The 18,147-nt window shown below is 70.0% G+C and carries 14 protein-coding genes; 13 read left to right on the top strand and 1 reads right to left on the bottom strand.

Annotated elements, in window-relative coordinates; all coding sequences use genetic code 11:
• The first annotated feature begins 4 nt into the window (after nucleotides 1–4).
• The 13 genes from ACZ4Z4_RS07780 to ACZ4Z4_RS07720 all read left to right on the top strand — a co-directional run bounded on the left by ACZ4Z4_RS07780 (nucleotide 5) and on the right by ACZ4Z4_RS07720 (nucleotide 17,849).
• On the top strand, nucleotides 5–6,643 hold the full coding sequence (locus tag ACZ4Z4_RS07780; protein ID WP_468323686.1) for a DEAD/DEAH box helicase: 6,639 nt from the start codon (nucleotides 5–7) through the stop codon (nucleotides 6,641–6,643).
• Nucleotides 6,640–9,048, top strand: coding sequence for a UvrD-helicase domain-containing protein (locus tag ACZ4Z4_RS07775; protein ID WP_468323684.1), 2,409 nt, complete (start codon nucleotides 6,640–6,642; stop codon nucleotides 9,046–9,048). The genes ACZ4Z4_RS07780 and ACZ4Z4_RS07775 overlap by 4 nt, the downstream gene beginning before the upstream one ends.
• A gap of 297 nt (nucleotides 9,049–9,345) precedes the next feature.
• Entirely contained in the window at nucleotides 9,346–9,753 is a 408-nt protein-coding gene (locus tag ACZ4Z4_RS07770) for a hypothetical protein (RefSeq protein ID WP_468323681.1), read from the top strand.
• A gap of 53 nt (nucleotides 9,754–9,806) precedes the next feature.
• On the top strand, nucleotides 9,807–10,379 hold the full coding sequence (locus ACZ4Z4_RS07765; RefSeq protein WP_468323679.1) for a phage tail tube protein: 573 nt from the start codon (nucleotides 9,807–9,809) through the stop codon (nucleotides 10,377–10,379).
• 52 nt (nucleotides 10,380–10,431) lie between these two features.
• Nucleotides 10,432–10,725 (top strand): hypothetical protein, encoded by a 294-nt coding sequence (locus tag ACZ4Z4_RS07760; RefSeq protein ID WP_468323677.1) that lies wholly within the window; start codon nucleotides 10,432–10,434, stop codon nucleotides 10,723–10,725.
• Between the two features lie 14 nt (nucleotides 10,726–10,739).
• Nucleotides 10,740–11,108 (top strand): hypothetical protein, encoded by a 369-nt coding sequence (locus ACZ4Z4_RS07755; protein ID WP_468323675.1) that lies wholly within the window; start codon nucleotides 10,740–10,742, stop codon nucleotides 11,106–11,108.
• 21 nt (nucleotides 11,109–11,129) lie between these two features.
• Nucleotides 11,130–11,798 carry a hypothetical protein gene (locus ACZ4Z4_RS07750; protein WP_468323672.1) on the top strand — a complete coding sequence of 223 codons (669 nt, stop codon included), beginning with the start codon at nucleotides 11,130–11,132 and terminating at the stop codon, nucleotides 11,796–11,798.
• 42 nt (nucleotides 11,799–11,840) lie between these two features.
• Nucleotides 11,841–13,010, top strand: coding sequence for a phage tail family protein (locus tag ACZ4Z4_RS07745; RefSeq protein ID WP_468323669.1), 1,170 nt, complete (start codon nucleotides 11,841–11,843; stop codon nucleotides 13,008–13,010).
• 36 nt (nucleotides 13,011–13,046) lie between these two features.
• Nucleotides 13,047–14,003, top strand: coding sequence for a phage distal tail protein (locus tag ACZ4Z4_RS07740; protein WP_468323667.1), 957 nt, complete (start codon nucleotides 13,047–13,049; stop codon nucleotides 14,001–14,003).
• A gap of 151 nt (nucleotides 14,004–14,154) precedes the next feature.
• Nucleotides 14,155–15,189 carry a hypothetical protein gene (locus tag ACZ4Z4_RS07735; protein WP_468323665.1) on the top strand — a complete coding sequence of 345 codons (1,035 nt, stop codon included), beginning with the start codon at nucleotides 14,155–14,157 and terminating at the stop codon, nucleotides 15,187–15,189.
• 3 nt (nucleotides 15,190–15,192) lie between these two features.
• Nucleotides 15,193–16,302, top strand: coding sequence for a hypothetical protein (locus tag ACZ4Z4_RS07730; RefSeq protein WP_468323662.1), 1,110 nt, complete (start codon nucleotides 15,193–15,195; stop codon nucleotides 16,300–16,302).
• Complete coding sequence (locus tag ACZ4Z4_RS07725; protein WP_468323659.1) at nucleotides 16,302–16,475, top strand: hypothetical protein; 174 nt, start codon at nucleotides 16,302–16,304, stop codon at nucleotides 16,473–16,475. The genes ACZ4Z4_RS07730 and ACZ4Z4_RS07725 overlap by 1 nt, the downstream gene beginning before the upstream one ends.
• 207 nt (nucleotides 16,476–16,682) lie before the next feature.
• Nucleotides 16,683–17,849, top strand: coding sequence for an alkaline phosphatase PhoX (locus ACZ4Z4_RS07720; protein WP_468323657.1), 1,167 nt, complete (start codon nucleotides 16,683–16,685; stop codon nucleotides 17,847–17,849).
• A 24-nt stretch (nucleotides 17,850–17,873) separates the two neighbouring features.
• On the opposite strand, the gene ACZ4Z4_RS07715 is transcribed toward ACZ4Z4_RS07720, so the two are convergent.
• Nucleotides 17,874–18,146 carry a DUF3253 domain-containing protein gene (locus ACZ4Z4_RS07715; protein WP_468323654.1) on the bottom strand — a complete coding sequence of 91 codons (273 nt, stop codon included), beginning with the start codon at nucleotides 18,144–18,146 and terminating at the stop codon, nucleotides 17,874–17,876.
• Nucleotide 18,147: the final 1 nt, after the last annotated feature.

The following is an 18,147-nucleotide window of genomic DNA, read 5'->3' as shown; positions in this document are numbered from 1 at the left end:
GGGGTTGAAAGAGAGTCTGCTTCAGTACCTGTCCACCACGTACGGGCTGGCCGACGAGGGTGTACGCAAGGCATTGCACGCGTTTCTCGGGGACGAGACGGCCGGGATGTTCCGGGGGCCGTACCTCCGCCTTCGGACGCCCTTCACCCGCGCCGACGACGGCTGGCAGGAGCACCTGGACTGGCGCCGTACCGACGGCTGGACGCCGTACGCGCACCAGGCCCGCGCCTTCGCACGCCTCACCACACGCAATGGGCACACCCCCGAGCCCACTCTCGTCACCACAGGCACCGGCTCCGGCAAGACGGAGTCCTTCCTCTACCCCGTCCTCGACCACTGCGCCCGTGAGCGCGCCGCAGGTCGTAACGGCGTCAAGGCTGTCTTCCTCTACCCCATGAACGCCTTGGCCACTGACCAGGCGGGCCGTATCAACGAGCTGCTGACCGAGTACGAAGCGCTCTCCCGCGTCCGTGCCGGCCTGTACATCGGTGACAAGGCGGCGACGGAGTACGACCGGGTCTATACCCGCCGCCAGGACATGCAGCTGTCCCCGCCGGACATCCTGATCACCAACTACAAGATGCTCGACCTGCTCCTCCAGCGTGCCGCCGATGCGCCGCTCTGGCAGGACTGCGACATCCGGTATGTCGTCGTGGACGAGTTCCACACCTACGACGGCGCGCAGGGCACTGACGTCGCCATGCTCCTGCGGCGGCTCGCCTCCGCCGTCGGGGCCACCCAACCCGGTCTGCCGCTGGGCAGGATCACACCCGTTGCCACTTCCGCGACCCTTGCCTCCGGAACCGACACCGACGGCGTACACGACCTGCTCACCGTGGCCACGAACATCTTCGGCACCGCCTTCACCGTGGACGCGATCGTCGGCGAGGACCGGCAGACCGTGGGCGCTTTCATCCCCGACGCGAAGTTCCTACCGGGCGAGGTCCCATTCCCCGGGGCGATCACAGCCCTGCCCGATCCGGCGTCCGGCCCCGACGCGCTCGCCGCACTCGCCGAGGCCGTCACCGGCGTCCGCATCACCGACCCGGTCGAACTCGGGCGCGCCCTCAAGCGCAACCGGCTTACGCATGCCGTTCTCACAGCCTTCGACGGGACCGTCCGTACGTACGACGAAATCCTCGATGTGATGCGCCGCAGTGGTGCGAAACGCTGGGAAGAGGCGATCACCACCCGCCCGCATCTCGCCGCACTCGCGCTCGCCCGGTTCGTGGCCCTGCTGTCCGTGGCGCGCGATCCGGACGCGCCCGCGGGCCTCTCGCGTCCCCTTGTGCAAGTGGAGCTTCATCAATGGGCGCGGTCTGTGACGCGCATGCTGCGGGGTGTCCTGCCGTGGCCACGAGCCGAGTTCGCGTGGGACGGTGATGGGGCGCCGAAGCCGTCACGGGCCACGCCGAACACCACGACCTCCCGTGACACCGACCTGTTCCTACCTGCCGTGTACTGCCGGGAGTGCGGGCGTTCCGGGTGGTCCGTCCTCGCGCCCGAGTCGGACATGGAGGAGCTGACCCTCAAGCCCCACAAGATCCGCCGGGCCTCCGTGACGGCCGACAAGGCCAAGGTGCGCACGCTGGTCGCGGCCACCGACAACGAGGCCCGCGAGGGCAACGGCCGGGCGAAGATCGACCGCGCGGCGCAGAAGACGCTGACCACTGGTGGTGCCGGGGTCCTCATGATCCTCGACGGTGTGGCGGGCCGTCTTCGCCTGCCCGACCCGATCGAGGACTACGACGCCGACGGCAACCCGCGCCCCGCGACCGCCGATTCGGCCTTCGTGCTCGTCCTCCTCGGCGACACCGCGGAGCGGGCCGCCAAGGACGACTGGTGCCCGGCCTGCGGCACCCACAACGCGATCCGCTTCCTCGGTACTGGCTCGGCCGCTCTCGCCGCCGCATCCGTCACCCAGTTGTTCACCGGCGGGGAGATGGACAAGGCACAGCGTGAGACGAAGACGCTGATGTTCAACGACTCGGTGCAGGACGCCGCGCACCGGGCCGGGTTCGTCGCCTCGCGCTCGTACACTTTCTCCCTGCGTGCGCTGTTCGCCAAGCACCTGTCCGAGCAGCGGCCCAGTGCGCTCAACGACCTGGTCGCCGACGTCGTCGAGGCCACCACCGACCGTGAGACGCTCGCCGCCGTCGTACCGCCCGACCTGCACGACGACGCGGGCGTGGTCCGGCTGCTCTCGGGCACGGGGCGCGGCGGAGACAAACGCACGTGGGATCTCATCGGGGAGCGTTTCGCGTTCGAGGCGGTGATGGAGTTCGGCCACCGCTCCCGCAACGGGCGCACCCTGGAGCTGACCCGTACCGCCGCCGCCTGGGTGGACATCCCCGACACGCAGGCGGCCATTGCCCTCGCGCGTACCGCGCATGAAGAGGCCGTGCAGCGCGGGCTTCAGATCACCGAGCACGACGACGCGCGCTACCTCGGGTTTCTGCGCGGGACGTTGGAGCGGCTGCGCACGCGAGGTGCGGTCGGGCACCGGTGGTTGGCGAAATTCCTGGACGAGGCGGGAACCAGCCGCTTCTACATCTGGGGCGGCCGGCCGCGCGGTATGAAGGCCTTCCCGAGTGGTGTCTCGGCACCGACGTTCCTGCTTGCCCGGCCCAAGGAGAAGAGCGAGTTCGACTTCGCGGCCGGGCGCCTGTCCTGGTTCCAGACGTGGGCGCAGCGTTGCCTGGACATGACCCGCGAGCAAGCCGACGACTTCTGGGTCCGTCTTCTGCCCCGCCTCGCCGACGCAGGCCTTCTCTCGGCGCGTACGCCGCGCGACACGACGGCCCGCCTGTACGGGCTCCAGCCTGGTGCGCTGCGGCTGCAACTGCTCGCCGACCAGGAGGTCAACGAGGCCTACGTGCGCTGCCCCAAGTGCTTCTGGGAGCAGACCGTGCACCCCACGTTGCTCGACCAGTACCACCAGCAGCCCTGCCCGGCGTACCGCTGCTCGACCGGACGGCTCATCGCCGGGGACCGGTGGCGGGAGACCGTGGACCGGCACGACCGGGATCGTGACTACCGGGAGGACTACTACCGAAGCCTGTATCGGCGGGCCGGTACCTATCAGGTCATCACCGCCGAGCACACCGGTCTGCTCTCCCGGGCCCGGCGCGAACGCGTCGAGGAAGCCTTCCGCAACGGGGAGGGGTTCAACGACCCGAACGTGCTGTCCTGCACGCCCACGCTGGAGATGGGCATCGACATCGGCGACCTGTCCGCCGTGGTGCTCGGCGCGCTGCCGCGCCGTCCGGCGAATTACGCGCAGCAGGCGGGGCGCGCGGGGCGGCGTACGGGCAATGCGTTCCTGCTGACGATCCCGGACCGTTCGCGGCGTGACCAGTACTTCCTGGAGCAGCCGCGCGAGATGATCGACGGGCTGATCGTGCCGCCCGGCTCGTACCTCTCGGCGATCGAAATCCTGCGCCGCCAGTACACCGCGCATCTGCTCGACCTGGCGGCGCGCGGACGGCTGGCACGAGAGGACGGCAAGCCACTGGCCGCGCTGTCACGCAGGGTGGACGAGCTGTTCGGGCCCTCCGGTTACCTCGCCGACTTCACCGATGCCGCCCTCGCGCATGGAGAGGAACTCGTCACAGGTTTCCTGGCGCTCTTCCCGACCGGGGTGAGCCGGACCGCCGCCGAGGAGCTCGAGCGGTACGCGACGCGCGGCATCCGCAGCGCAGTGGAGAAGGCCGAGCGGGAGTGGGAGCGCGAGAACGACAAGCTGCGCAACCGCATCCGCACCATCCGGGCGGCGATGGACGAGCTGAAGGACGGCGACGAGGAGCAGGAGCGCACGAAGGCCGAGTTGGAGGCTGAGTGGCACGCCCTGTCCAAGGCGGGTGGGGCTCGGCAGCGGCAGCCCTCCCAGACCGTGCTGTGCGACCTGGGGTTGTTGCCGAACTACGCGCTGAGCGACGCCACGACGATCCTGGACGCCACCGTCTACTGGCCCGAACCAACGCCGACCGACCAGAAGCCGCGCTACAAGTCGAAGACGTACTCCTACGAGCGGCCGCGCGCTTACGCGCTGTCCGAACTCGCCCCCGGGAACACCTTCTACGCCGAGGGCTACAAGCACCGCGTCACCGGCATCGACATCGTCACCGGCAAGGAACAGGACTGGCGTACCTGGCGGTTCTGCCCCTCCTGCGGGTACGTGCGCACCGAGCACGCCGAGAGCGACATCGCACCCTGCCCGCGCTGCGGCGACGACGGCATCGCCGACTCCGGCAGTCTGTGGCAGATCGTGCGGCCCACCGTCGTCACCGCGCGCGCCAAGCGCGACGACGCGCGGATCGGCGACGAGAGCGACGACCGCGACCGGCGTCACTACACCATCATCGACACGGTGGACATCGCTCCCGAGCACTTCGTGGCAGGAAAGTCCTGGCGGCACAGGCGTGAGATCTTCGGCGTCGACTACACCCGCAGAGCCGTGATCCGCAAGGTCAACACCGGGCCGCTGCGCATCGGTGCGCAGGAGAACGACCAACTCGCGGGCCAGAGCGTACGTATCGCGCCGTTCCAGGTGTGCACCTCCTGCGGGGCCGCCAGCGCGGACGGGCGGCCGGTCTTCGACGACGACCGGGACGCCGTCGACAATTCCGCCAACCGCCAGAGCGACGTCAAGCACCACACCCCTTGGTGCCCGGTACGACGCGGCAAGAAGGGCGTCCCGCAGGAACAGGTCCTGCTCGCGCACGAGCTGGAGACGGAGGCACTGCGCATCCTGCTGCCTGCCGCGACCGTTCTGGTCGAGGAGAAGATCCACTCCTTCCAGGCGGCCCTGCGCCTCGGCGTGGACCGCGCCTTCGGCGGAGACCCACAACACCTGGACACCACGCTCGCCTCCATGCCCGACCAGGCCACCGGCGAGAAACGCAACTTCCTGGTGCTGTACGACAAGCTGCCGCACGGCACCGGCTACCTCGATCGGCTCACCGACCCGGCCGACTTCCGGCAGGTCCTCGAGGACGCCCGCACCATTCTGGTCAACTGCCCCTGTAACGACGAAAGCAGGCCGGCATGCCACCGATGCATGCTGCGTTACGCCGAGGACCGGCACGCCGAGCATGTCTCGCGCCCGGCCGCTCTGGAAATCCTCGACGAGCTCCTGGGCACCGACACCGACGCCTGGGACACTGAACAGGTCGGCAGCACCGACCAGATCGGCCTGGACGGACAGGTCGAGTCCGACCTTGAGGCCCGGTTCCTCACGGCCCTGCGCGGCTGGGCCGCCAAGCGCGATGACACTGTCCTCGACGAGAGCGGCGACAACAGTGGATACCTGCGCCTGGACGAGGCAGGCACGGTACATGGCTGGCGGCTCACCGCCCAGCGCAACGAAGGCTTCACGCGTACCGATTTCACCTTCGAACGCACCGATGGGCCCAAGCAGAAGATCACGGTGTATCTGGACGGGCACCGCTACCACGCGACACGCAAGCACAACCGACTCGCGGGCGATGCGGACAAGCGCAACCGGCTGCGTGCAGACGGCCGGATCGTGTTCCAGCTGACGTGGGACGACCTCGATGCCTTCGAGCAGAAGGCCTCAGGTGCGGGTGCGGCCGCGCGGGAGGCCGCCGAGGTCGTGTGGCCGCCGTACACGCACGGCGCTCGCGATGTCGCCAGGCAGTTGTACGGCGGCGGGGACGACCTCGCCGACACCGCCTTCACCGACCCGATGAGCATGCTGCTCGCCTACCTGCGCGGGCCGGACAACGCGGTCTGGGGCAAGAGGGCGACCGCCGTGGTGGGAGGCCTCTTAGGGGGCGACAAGGAACTGCTCGTCGGCAACGGCACCTCCGAGCAGGCGGGTGAGCGGCTGGGCCTGGTGCTTCGGGCCTGGGGTGACACCGGTGGCATCGACCCCTCACCCGTCACGGGCCACGGCGCCCTCAACCTCTTCCAGGCGTGCGACGCATCCGGCCTCCCAGTCGCACTCCTCGTCGACGGCGCGACCCAGCGCTTCACGGCCCTGGCGTGCCTCGACGACACCGACCCGACCCAGCTCGGCACGCCGGAGCACAAGGGCCGCTGGCACGCCTGGCTCCAGTGGTCCAACATCCTGCAATTCCTCGCGTACGACGGCGGCGACGGCGTTCAGCTCACCACCTCCGCGGCCGGCGATTTCGACCTGTCCGTACTCAAGGCGCTCGGCGGCGTCGGCGAACTCGAAACCCTCGTCATGCGCCACGGCAGCGCGACGGCGGCAGCCGGCCTGGTCGCTCGCGAACCCGCGGGTGGCTCGGGCGTCGAGGCGACCCTGCGCGATCTGCTCTGGGACCGGGAGATCCTCGCACTCCTCGACGAGGACGATCCCGACGCCCCGCTCACCCGCCTTGCGCACCTCCTCGCCGACCGAGGAAAGAAGGCCCCCGCGTACGGCTACGAGCTCGGTGAACGTGGCTGGCTCGCCGACTTCGCCTGGCCCGACGCCGAGCGCAAGCTCGCCGTTATGGCCGACTTGTACGACGAAGAGGACGAGGAGAGCGTCAAGACCTGGGCTGCCTACCGCGACGCGGGATACACCGTCCGCACCGCCGAGGAGTGGCTCGCCGACCTCGACGCGCTTCTCGCCGCACTGCCCGACTCCGACGAACAGAGTGCCGCACGATGACTGCCCGCCTGAGCCTCTATCAGAAGGCCGAGAACGAGCTCTACAAGATGGACTCGTCGGTCAAGACGAAGTTCTACGACTTCTGCCATCTCTTCCGGCACAACCCCGAACACCCGAGTCTCGACCTCAAGCCACTCAAGGGTGACGGCCGCATCTACCGGGCCAGGATCAACCCCAAGTACCGGGCGCTTCTGGCCCGTGCCGGGGTCGGTGCCGACGGTGTACAGCAGTGGCTCGTGGTGGCCGTCCGGCACCGTAGGGACGTCTACGAAGAGCTGTCCGTCGCGATCAACCGGGTCACCGGTGAGATCGAGTTCGTCGATCTCGGCGTGGTCGGCCAGAGCGTGCTGAGGCGCGCGGGACTCCAGCTGACACCGGCCGCGGACGACGCAGAGGCAGCGCCCGCCCATGACGTCGCGCCCGCGCCTGCGGCTCCGCTGCCTGTTGCGCCGGTCGCGCCGCCCTCGGCTTCGGGCTCGGCGGCCCAGCCGGGTGCCTCGGTCCCGGACGACGACACGACCGTACCCACGCGCGCTTCCGCCGCGGCCGCACGCCCGGTGATCGGCGGCTGCACCGCCGAGGATCTGCGCCGCCTCGGCGTGGCAGAAGCCCTCGTCGACCTCGCGCTCACGGTGACTACCGAGGAAGAGCTCGATCAGCTGATCGCCGGCGCCCCGCGGCTGACCGCGGAGGTCCTCACTGGACTCGGCTCCGGCATGGACATCCAGGAGGTCGAGGACGAGATCACCCGGCCGGCCTCCGCCGAACTCGAGCCCGGCTTCGAGGACGACATGGCCGCGGCTCTGTCCCGCACCGCGGTCACCACCGTCGACGACGACATTCGCAACGTACTGGCCGAAGGCGACTTTCGCGCCTGGAAGGTCTATCTCCACCCCACCCAGCGCAAGGCCGTCGAGAAGCACTACAACGGTCCCGCGCGCGTCAGCGGCGGGCCGGGTACGGGCAAGACCATCGTCGCGCTGCACCGCGTGGCGCGCCTCGCGTCTCAGCTCCCTCCCGGCCACGGCAAGCCGATCCTGCTCACCACCTACACCAAGAACCTCACCGCTGACCTGCGCTCGCGCCTCACCTCCCTGGTGGGGCCCGAGTTGCTGGAACGCGTCGACATCAAGCACATCGACCAGCTCGCGCAGGGCGTCCTCAACGAGAACACCGCCCCCGGCTCCCAGCGTTCCCTCACCACCGACGACAAGGCCCTGCAAGTCCTGCGCGAGATCCTCTTCGAGTACGACGAGAAGCGCTGGGACGCCGAATTCCTCCTCGACGAGTGGGAACAGATCGTCCTCGGCCAGTCCCTCGCCACCCGCCAGGACTACTTCAAAGCCCGCCGGGCCGGCATGGGAAGGGCGCTGAGCCGCCCCGAACGCGCCGCCATCTGGAAGATCCTCGACCAGCTCACTCTGCGTTTGAACGGCATCAGCCGCGAGACGTGGGCCCAGGCCGCCGAGCGTGCGGCACGCTATGAAATGGAACGCGCCCGCAAGATCCAGATCCGTGCCGAGCGCAAGGAAGAGATCGGTGGTGGCGATCTGATTCACCTGGATGCCAAGAGCTCGGGCATGCGCTATCTGCGCCACCGCTACCGGCACATCGTCGTCGACGAGGCTCAAGACCTCAGCCCGGCCCACTGGAAGATGCTGCGCGCGATGGTGGCTCAGGGGCCCGACGACCTGTTCATCGCGGGCGACACCCACCAGCGCATCTATGACCGCCAAGTCACCTTGTCCACCGTCGGCATCAACATTCGCGGCCGTGCGTCGAAGCTGACCCTCAGCTACCGCACGACCCAGGAGATCCTCGAAAAGGCCGCCAGAGTCGTCGGCGACGCCACGTACGACGATCTCGACGACGGCACTGACAACCTGGACGGCTACCACTCCCTGTTGCGCGGCCCCGACCCCGAACTGGTTGCCTGCGCCGACTGGGACGACGAGATCACCCAGCTCGCCGCGGCGCTGAAGAGCTGGCGCGAGGAAATTGTCCGGCCCACCGAGGACGGCACCGTGCGCGACCCCAGCGGCACCATGGCGGTCTGCGTCGCTGACGGCGACATGGCCGGACGGGTCGCCGCCGACCTGGAGATGAAGCATGGCATCACCACCGCCACCCTCACCAAGGACGGCCCGCAGGGCGGCGGTGAGGTCCACATCGGAACCATGCACCGCTTCAAGGGACTCGAGTACCAGAAGCTCGCCGTGGTCGGAGCGAGCGACGGCGTCCTGCCGCGCACCACGGTCGTTGAGCAGTACGAGAAGAAGGACCCCAAGCGTTACGAACGTGAACTGAAGAAGAGCCGCAACCAGCTCTTCGTCGCTGCCACCCGTGCACGCGACGTTCTGCGTATTTCCTGGCACGGGGCACCGAGCCCGTTTCTGCCGGTGTAGAAGAAGCCGCGGGCCTGAGGCGCGCTGTGAGAGCGAGCCCCTGCGTCCCAGGCATCCTCGTGGGGCCAGACGGTGTGCGTGCACTTGAACGCGCCACGGCGCACGACCTGCTGCCTGTAGCCCTTTGCCTCTGGCTCGCGCATGCGGAGGCTGTCGCTCCTCAACTTGCCTGTATAACACCCCAATTGACGGAGCGTCACGTTCACCTACACAGTCCCCGCATTGGCTTGCAGGCACATTGCACCCACCCCCCACGCGGGCCACAATGAGCGTCCCGGACCACGCAAGGAGTTGCGCGTGAGTGATCCGCCCATCGTGTTCCCGGATGTGGAACGCCTTGTCGTCGAGCATCTCAAGAGCCGCCCCGAGCTGGCCGGAGTCATTGTCGACAACCGCACGCCGCCGGGTTTCGACGGGACCCAGAAGGTCGTGCTGGTGTCGCGGGCGGGTGGGGCCTGGGTTGATGACCAGCACCTCGACCAGCCCCTGATCGACCTGGAGGTCTACGGTCCCGACAAGCCGACCGCGCACACGGTGGCCACCGCGGCACGTACGGCGCTGCTGACCGTGCGCAGCACCACGTACGGCGGTGCCCGTGTCACCGATGTCGTCGAGGCGGACGGGCCGCGGTGGCTGCCCGACTTCAACCGGCAGGCAGCCAGTCGTTATCTGTCCACCACCCGGCTCTCGATCCGCCCGGCCTGACGGAGCCACGTCGTGTGCGAGCCGGCGCGCCCTGACAGTTCGAAGGAGTCCGCATGCCCGGAATGAACCCGAACGAGATCCGCGTCGCCGGCACGGGGCGTATCCTCACCGCCCCGATCGGTACGACGGTGCCCGCCGATGTGACCGGGAACTGGGCCGCGCCCTGGCGTGACCTGGGCTACACCAGCACCGACGGCATCCGGTTCAACAAGAAGGACAAGATCGACCCGGTGGACACCTGGCAGTCGGTCAGTCCGGCCCGTTTCGTGTACTCCGACCGCGACCTCACCGTGAAGTTCGCGCTGCTTCAGCTCAATGAGGACACTCTGCCGTTCTTCTTCGGCGGCGACGTGGTCAAGGAGACCGCGGAGGGGTCCAAGCTCTACACGTACCAGGTGGCGTCCGAGCCCAGGAACGACGAGCGGATGCTCGGTGTGGAGTTCGCGGACGGCAGCAATATCAAGTATCGCTTCGTCATCGCGCGTGGCCAGGTCACCGAGACCGAGGAGCTCCAGCTCACCCGTACCGCCTCGGTCAAGCTCGGCATCACCTTCACCGCCCTCGCGGTGGACAACGCCGCACCGCTCGCGACCTGGCTGATGAACGACCCCGCGTTCGCGAAGTAGCGGTTGCGGTCGCACGACCGGCCAGTCCATTACTCGTCGACCCAGGAGCCCCATGTCCGCGCCTTTCAATGTCAATGCCGCACGCGCCCAGCGGCTCGAATCGCTGGGGCTCAAGTGGGAGTTCGAGGTGGACGGGGAGATGTTCTCGCTGCCCACCGAGATTCCGCGCCGCTCCGCCCAGACCCTCTCCTCCCTCGACGACAACGACCTGGACGGGCTGCTCGCCCTGTTGCTCGGCGAGGAGCAGTACAAGCGGTTCGCCGAGCACGAGGTCAGCGTCCAGGACGTGGCCGCCGTACTGAACGCCTACGGCGAGGCGACAGGGCTGAGCGTGGGGGAAGGCTGAGCCTCGGCGCGCTCGTGGAGGAGCATGCCGAGGCGCTGGAGGCGGATCTGCTGCGTCACTACGGCGTCGACCTGCTCGGCTGGTACCGCGGCGAGCTGTCGTCGCGGCGGCTCGCCGTGCTCGTCCGGCATCTGCCGCGGGAGAGCGCGTTCCGGCTCGCGCACGAGGGGGAGGAGGCGCAGTGGTCCTTGACGGATCATCTGCTCGCCGCCGTGGTCGACCATCTGGCCATCACCAACTGGATGTTCGCCTCGGTGAACCGGGACGAGGACGCGCCGGCGCCGGAGGCACCGCAGCCGGTGCCCCGGCCCGGTGCCCAGCCCGACGATTCACCGTCTTCCGCGGGACCCAGCGCAACCGAGCTGGCCCGCTTCTTCGGCTGACCCCGCGCCTGGAGAGGGACCATGTCCGAGACAGATGTACCGCAGTGGCTCAAGGGATGGCTGGGCAAGTTCGAGGACGACTGGCGCAAGACGAGCCTCACCGGCGTCAATGCCGAAGTCAACGGGCTCAAGGCCGAGGTCACGGCCTTGACCGGGTCGGTCAAAGGGCTGGAGGCCTCGGCCACGTGGGCCAAGGCCGAGCTCACCGGCGCCTCCGCCGGCTTCAAGCTCTTCAACGCCGAGCGTTCCCTCTTCGACCTGGAGCGGATGCGCGAGGAACGCGAGCAGCGCCAGGAGCAGAACCGGCTCGCTGCCGCACGCATGCGGCCCGAAGACCTCAGACAGTCCATCAACGCGCTGGAACAACAGGTCGGCCGCCAGATCGCCGATCTCAAGAACCGCGTCACTCTGCTCCGCAGATCCCTCACCCAGAGCACGATGAGAGCCCGCCAGGACCGGCAGACGGTCGTCGAAGTCAAGTCGACGGCCGACCGGGCGCTGCGCACGGCGCGAGACGGCGTACGCAAAGCGGAGGCCGCACTGCGGCGGCAGCGTGCCGCGCCGCGCACCCCCGCCGGACGTGGGCCGCAGCCCGCACAGCGCATGGACGTGGGCAACATCCAGCAGACCGCGCGTGCCCTTCGGGAACTGGAACGTCGGGTCGACGGACTCGCCCGCGCATTGAGCTGACACCACCCGCAAGGGCACCGGGACACCGCTAGGAGACACCCCATGTCACTCGTACAAGCCCTCAACCGCTCCGCCTCCGGATTCCGTGGTCTGCGGACCGGTGCGGGGCAGGCCGAGTCCGGGGTCGGCAGGCTGCGGGCGGGTGTGCAGCAGGCGGACCGGGCCGTCAGCCGGATCAAGAGCGGGCTCGACCGGACGGCGAGTTCCTTGCGCGGGGTCAAGACGCAGGCGGACGCCGCCGCCCGCAGCGTCCGGCAGGCCGACCGGGCCATGGACGGAGCCGGGAAGTCGGCCACGCGCGGCGGCGGGCTGATGGGGCGGATGAAGTCGGGCCTCCAGGGTGTCACCACCGCGCAGCGCGGCCTGAACACCGCCATGAAGGCGAACGTCTTCGGTGCCGTCATGGCGCTGCTGCTCCCGCTGATCACCAAGCTCATCGACATGGCGATGCAGTCCAAGACCGTGCAGCGCATCGTGCGGACGGCGTTCCGGATCATCGGGCAGGTGATCGGCACGACGATGCGGGCGGCGCGGCAGGTCGTGCAGGCCACCTGGAACGCCATCAAGGTCGCCTTCCAGGTCGTGTTGAGGGTGATCTGGACCGTCGTGAAGACGTACTTCACGATCTACAAGACCATCATCACGACCGTGATCCGCGCGGTCCTCGCGGTGATCAGACCGGCGCTGAACTTCCTCCGCGAACGCATCCCGGCCGCCTTCCGTGCCGTACGCGACGGTCTGCACCGGGCCTGGAGCGGCCTGGCGAACTTCACGAAAGGCGTCTTCAACAGCGTGCTCGGCGCCGTGAAGGGGCCCATCAACGCGGTGATCGGCCTGGTCAACTCGGCGATCGGGGCGCTCAACAAGGTGAAGGTGTCCATCCCGGGCTGGGTGCCGGGCGTCGGCGGCAAGACCTTCGGCGTCAATCTGCCGAGGATCCCGACGCTCGCTCAGGGCGGCGTCGTGCTGCCCCGCGCCGGGGGCACGCTCGCGCTGCTCGGCGAGGCGGGGCAGGCCGAGGCCGTGCTGCCGTTGAACAGGCTGGAGGCGCTGCTCGGGCGGGGGCCACGGCCGGGTGCGGGGCAGCCCCGTGCGCTGGGGCCGCAGCAGCGCGGCAGCGGTGTGGTGATCGAGAACTACTACGAGGCGCGCGGCGGCAGCGCCCGGCAGACCGCCGAGGATCTGATGTTTCTGATGAAGGCCCGGGGCTGAAGCCGTGCGGCAGACCAAGGGGGGCGTGGTGAGCGGATGAACGCGGGGGCGGCGAGGGTGCGGAACGGATTCGGCGCGTCCGGTGGGGTGGGGGGCGCCGATGCCGGGCCCGGGGCGCTGATCGACAGGGACGGGCAGGTGCAGTGGGCGGATCTCCTGATCGGTCCCGGCACCGCCTACTGGGTGGCGGCCGAGGGCCTCACCGGCTGGGAGGAGCTGCCGGGCATCGAGTCGTCCGACGCGAACCGGCCGGCGGGGCACGGCGGCTGGCCGGGCACCCAGTGGGCCCAGCCCCGCACCGTCACCGCTCAGCTGTGGCTCGCCCCGGACCCGGACGGCGGCCCCGAAGCGGCCCTGGCCGCCCTGCGTACGCTGCGCTCCGCCACCGGGATACGGGACGAGGAGGAGTGGCTCGCGGTGCGGCTGTACGGCGAGACGCTGGCCGTGAAGGCGCGCGTCACCCAGCGCGTCGTCCCCACGGACCGGCAGTTCCTCGCCTCCCGCCTGGCCAAGGTGACGCTCCAGTGGAAGGCCATGGACCCACGCCGGTACGAGAGCGTCGCGCGCCGGGTCGAGATCGGTCTGCCGCGCCGGGAGCCGGGCCTGACCTGGCCGTTGACGTGGCCCTTGAACTGGGGCACCCCGGGGTCCGTCGGCGAGGCCACGGCGGAGAACGCGGGCAGCGCCCCCGCCCACCCGCTGATCACCTTCACCGGGCCGTGCGCCGGTCCGCGCCTCGCCAACCACGACAGCGGCACCTGGCTGGAGTACGACGTGTCCCTGCTGCGCGGCGACGTGCTGGAGGTCGACACCGCCGAGGGCTCCGTGCTGTTCAACGGGACGGCCTCGCGCCGCCACACCGCGGTCGTCGGCAGCGTCCCCGAGGAGCTGTTCACCCTGGCCCCCGGCGCCTCCCGGCTGTCCTTCCGGGCCGAGTCCGGCGACGCGGCGTCGGCGTCGGCCACCGTCGCCTGGCGGTCGGCCGAATGGTGAGGCCGTACCGAGGGATGGCACGGCCACACCAGGGGACGGTGAGGCCGTGCCGCAGGACGGTGAAGCCGTACCGCGGGGTTCGGCCCGTGTCCGGAGCGCGCGACGGCGCCCACCCCACCGACCGCCGACCCCGGCGACTTTGGAGAGTTCCATGACGACACGTTCCGCATGGCATCTGCCCACCGGACAGACCCGGGAGGACACCCGGCTCGCCATGAGCCTCGGGATGGCGTCCTCCGGCCCGCTGACCGCCCGCGGCGGCTGCGCCGTGGGCGGACTCCAGCTGACCGGCAGCGCCGCCACCAGCATGCAGGCCCGGCTCTCGCCCGGCAGGCTGTGGGTGCCCGGTGGCTCCGCGGCGGCCCAGGGCGGCTACCCCGTCACCGTGGACGCCGACACGCAGCTCACCTTCGCCGACGGGCACGCCACCCTGCCGCGCATCGACGCGCTCGTGGTGCGGGTGTACGACGCGGACTACGACGCCTCGGGGCGCTACGAGGCCGTCCTGGAGATCGTGCAGGGAACTCCCGCGAGCGCGCCGGTGCCGCCCGCGCTGCCGAAGAGCGCCGAGCTGCTGTACGAGGTGTCGGTCGGCGCGGGCGCCTCGGCCACGCGGGGCATCACCTGGGCGACGGCGGTCGCCGACCGGCGCCGCTACACCGCGGCGCTCGGCGGCATCCTGCCCGCCGGGGGCGGACACGGCGCCCAGGGCACCTACGCGGGGCAGTACCGGGACGCGGGCGGGCGTCTGGAGCGCTGGGACGGCAGCCAGTGGCAGCAGTACATCCCCGACGCCATGCTCAAGCGCAGCTCGGCCCTCGGGCACACCGCTTCCACGGCGTACACCGAGACCCTCACCGACGCGGGCCCGCTCACCGCCGAGTTCACCGCGCCGTCGTCGACCTGGGTGCACATATCGGTCGGGGCGCGCATCGCGGGCGAGGGCGGAGGCGGCGGCTTCTTCTCGGTGAACGTCCGGCCGTCGGCGGGCGGCGCGCTCCTCGTCACCGCCTCCGACGACATCGCCGCCGTCTACACCGGGGCGGGCTCGGCCTCCGTGTTCACCAACTTCCCGCTGGGACGCCTCACCCCGGGCGTCAAGTACCTCGCGTCCGCCGCCCACAAGGCCGGGTCCCCCAAGACCTGGTACGACAGCCGCTTCATCCGTATCGACCCGGTCGCCTGACCCATGGACAGCCCCTATCTCGCGTACTTCACCGACCTGTGTACGGGCACCCCCATCGACGTACTGCCGCTCCAGGGCCTGGAGTTCGACGACTACATCGGCAAGCCGGGCTCGCTCAGCGCCACCCTGCCGGTGTCCAACCGGCGGATGGCGCGGCGGGTCAGGGAGCTCCTGGAGGGCCGTACCGCCGTCTACCTCGAACGCGGCGACCAGGTGTGCTGGGGCGGCATCGTCTGGACCCTCACCTCGGCCACGGACGAGCAGGGCATGGTGACCGTCGCGCTCCAGGCCGCCACCTTCGACTCGTACGCCGCCCACCGCCGCATCCGGCGGAACCTCACGTACACCGACACCGAGGACGTCGCCATCGTGCGCGGCCTGTGGGAGCACATCCAGAGCGTGCCCGGCGGCGACATCGGCGTCGGCTTCGCACCCGCGCCGCCGGGCACACGGCGCACCGTGACGTACCTCGACGGCGACGAGACGACGGTGGAGGAGGCGATCGCTCAACTGGCCACGATGGAGCCGGGGTTCGAGTATCTGGTGAGTGTGTACCGGGACCCGGCGACCGGTCACCGCGCCCAGCGGCTGCTGTTCGGCGTCCCGCGCATCCATGTCGGCGAGGGCACCACGGTCCTGGACCTGCCGGGCGACATCCTCACGTACTCCTTCCCCCGCGACGCCACCCGCGGCGGCACCACCGCGCGCGCCCGCGGGGGCACCCCCGAAGGCGCGGACCGCCCCGTCATCTCGGACGAACACGTGGCGCACGCGCTGATCGGCGCCGGCTTCCCGCGCCTGGACACCACGTCCGACCACAGCAACGTCACCGCCAAGGCCACACTCGACTCGCTGGCCCGCGCCGAACTCGCCGCGCTGGGCGGGCCGGTGGTGATCCCCGCCGTCCGTGTCCGCCTCGACGCGGACACCACGCCGTCGCTCCTCGGCACGACCGTGCGGCTGCGCATTCACGACGTGTGGTTCAGCGAGGGGCTCGACGCGACGTACCGCGTCATCGGAGTCAAGGTCAACGCCCCCGAGCGGGGCCGCGCCGAAACCGCGGAACTCTTCCTCGAAGGCGTCGAAGGCGCCGACAGCATGGAGGGCACCTGATGCCGAATCTTCCCGAGGACATCCTGGACCGGATCAAGAACCTGGAACGGCAGGTGCGGCAGCTGACCACTTACGTCAACACGCGGGCGGCGGCGGCTCCCGCGAGGTCGAGGTCGGTGGAGGACACCGCCGACGAACCGCGCGAAGAGGGCGAGCCGCCCTCCTCCCCGTGAACACCGCGCGTCGCTCAAGTCGCAAGGGTTTCCGCACAGTTCACTCGGTGCCGGGCCGCTGACCTGCGCGCCGCGATCGCGCACCCCTTCGCCGGGAAATGTTGGCTCACTCGTCCCTGCCCCCGCACGGCCGGGGCCCCTACGGTCCCTGTGACCAGTCGGCGACGCCCGCCAACTCATCGTTCGTTTCCCGGTGTAGGAGTATCTGTGGACCGTCGCAACTTCCTGCGTGGTGCCGTGATCGGCACCTCTGCCGCCGTCTTCGGTGGCACCCTCATGCACGGCGCCGCCTACGCGGCCCCGGCCCAGAACGGCACCAGCCCCTACGGCGGTCTGCTGGCCGCCGACGCCAACGGCATCATGCTGCCGGCCGGCTTCACCAGCCGTGTCATAGCCCGCTCGGGGCGGACCGTGTCCGGCACCTCGTACACCTGGCACGGCGCCCCCGACGGCGGCGCCTGTTTCGCCGACGGCACGGGCTGGATCTACGTCTCCAACTCCGAGCTCGCCACCGGGGGCGGGGCGAGCGCCGTCAAGTTCAACTCGTCCGGTTCCGTCACGGGTGCTTACCGGGTCCTCTCCAACACCCGCAACAACTGCGCCGGTGGGGCCACCCCGTGGAACACCTGGCTGTCCTGCGAGGAAGTCAGCCGCGGCTATGTCTACGAGACGGACCCGTGGGGCACGAAGGCCGCCGTCCGCCGGAGCGCGATGGGCCAGTTCAAGCACGAGGCCGCCGCCGCCGACCCGGTCCGCAAGGTGATCTACCTGACCGAGGACGAGTCGGACGGCTGCTTCTACCGGTTCACGCCGACCACCTGGGGCGACCTCTCCTCCGGGACCCTCCAGGTGCTTGTCGCGGGGACGAGCAGCACCGGATCCTTCACCTGGAGGGACGTGCCCGACCCGGACGGCTCGCCCACCTACACCCGCGACCAGGTCTCCGGCGCCAAGATCTTCAACGGCGGCGAGGGCTGCCACTATGCCTCCGACACCGTCTGGTTCACCACCAAGGGCGACAATCGCGTCTGGCGGCTCAACCTGCGCGACAGCACCTACGAACTCGCCTACGACGACAGCCTCGTCACCAACGGCACCCCGCCCCTGACCGGTGTGGACAACGTCACCGGCAGCTCGTCCGGAGACCTGTTCGTCGCCGAGGACGGCGGCAACATGGAGATCTGCGTCATCACGCCCGCCGAGATCGTGGCGCCCTTCCTGCGGATCAACGGCCAGTCCGGCTCAGAGATCACCGGCCCGGCCTTCTCGCCCGACGGCAAGCGGCTCTACTTCTCCAGCCAGCGCGGTACGTCCGGCAGCTCGTCCGGCGGCATCACCTACGAGGTCACCGGGCCCTTCCGCACCACCGCCTGAGCACGCGGTCACCCGAGCACACGGTCAGCGGAGTCGGCGGATCCGGATCGGGCCGCGCGCGTCCGCCGGATCCACGGGCCGGCCGCCCTGGGTGATCTCCACCTCGCCGGCCGTGACCAGTCGGCGGGCGGCGCGGCGCGCCGGTTCCATCAGGGCGCGCCAGCCGTCGTCGTCCCCTCCGTACACCGCCCGTGCGGCGTCGGAGGGGCAGATCGTCGCGGACGGGTCGCGTCGTTCGAGCAGGTCCAGGATGGCCTGCTCCAGGCGCCGGCCCGTCCGCCGTTCGTCGTCCGTCACA

The sequence above is a fragment of the Streptomyces sp. NPDC030245 genome (assembly GCF_055572995.1).
This window is presented reverse-complemented; position numbering and strand designations above follow the sequence as displayed.

Excerpts from the sequence above, each read along its gene's own strand:
- ACZ4Z4_RS07775 (WP_468323684.1), top strand. The coding sequence starts at position 6,640 with ATGACTGCCCGCCTGAGCCTCTATCAGAAGGCCGAGAACGAGCTCTAC.
- ACZ4Z4_RS07765 (WP_468323679.1), top strand. The coding sequence starts at position 9,807 with ATGCCCGGAATGAACCCGAACGAGATCCGCGTCGCCGGCACGGGGCGT.
- ACZ4Z4_RS07760 (WP_468323677.1), top strand. The coding sequence starts at position 10,432 with ATGTCCGCGCCTTTCAATGTCAATGCCGCACGCGCCCAGCGGCTCGAA.
- ACZ4Z4_RS07750 (WP_468323672.1), top strand. The coding sequence starts at position 11,130 with ATGTCCGAGACAGATGTACCGCAGTGGCTCAAGGGATGGCTGGGCAAG.
- ACZ4Z4_RS07745 (WP_468323669.1), top strand. The coding sequence starts at position 11,841 with ATGTCACTCGTACAAGCCCTCAACCGCTCCGCCTCCGGATTCCGTGGT.
- ACZ4Z4_RS07740 (WP_468323667.1), top strand. The coding sequence starts at position 13,047 with ATGAACGCGGGGGCGGCGAGGGTGCGGAACGGATTCGGCGCGTCCGGT.
- ACZ4Z4_RS07735 (WP_468323665.1), top strand. The coding sequence starts at position 14,155 with ATGACGACACGTTCCGCATGGCATCTGCCCACCGGACAGACCCGGGAG.
- ACZ4Z4_RS07730 (WP_468323662.1), top strand. The coding sequence starts at position 15,193 with ATGGACAGCCCCTATCTCGCGTACTTCACCGACCTGTGTACGGGCACC.
- ACZ4Z4_RS07725 (WP_468323659.1), top strand. The coding sequence starts at position 16,302 with ATGCCGAATCTTCCCGAGGACATCCTGGACCGGATCAAGAACCTGGAA.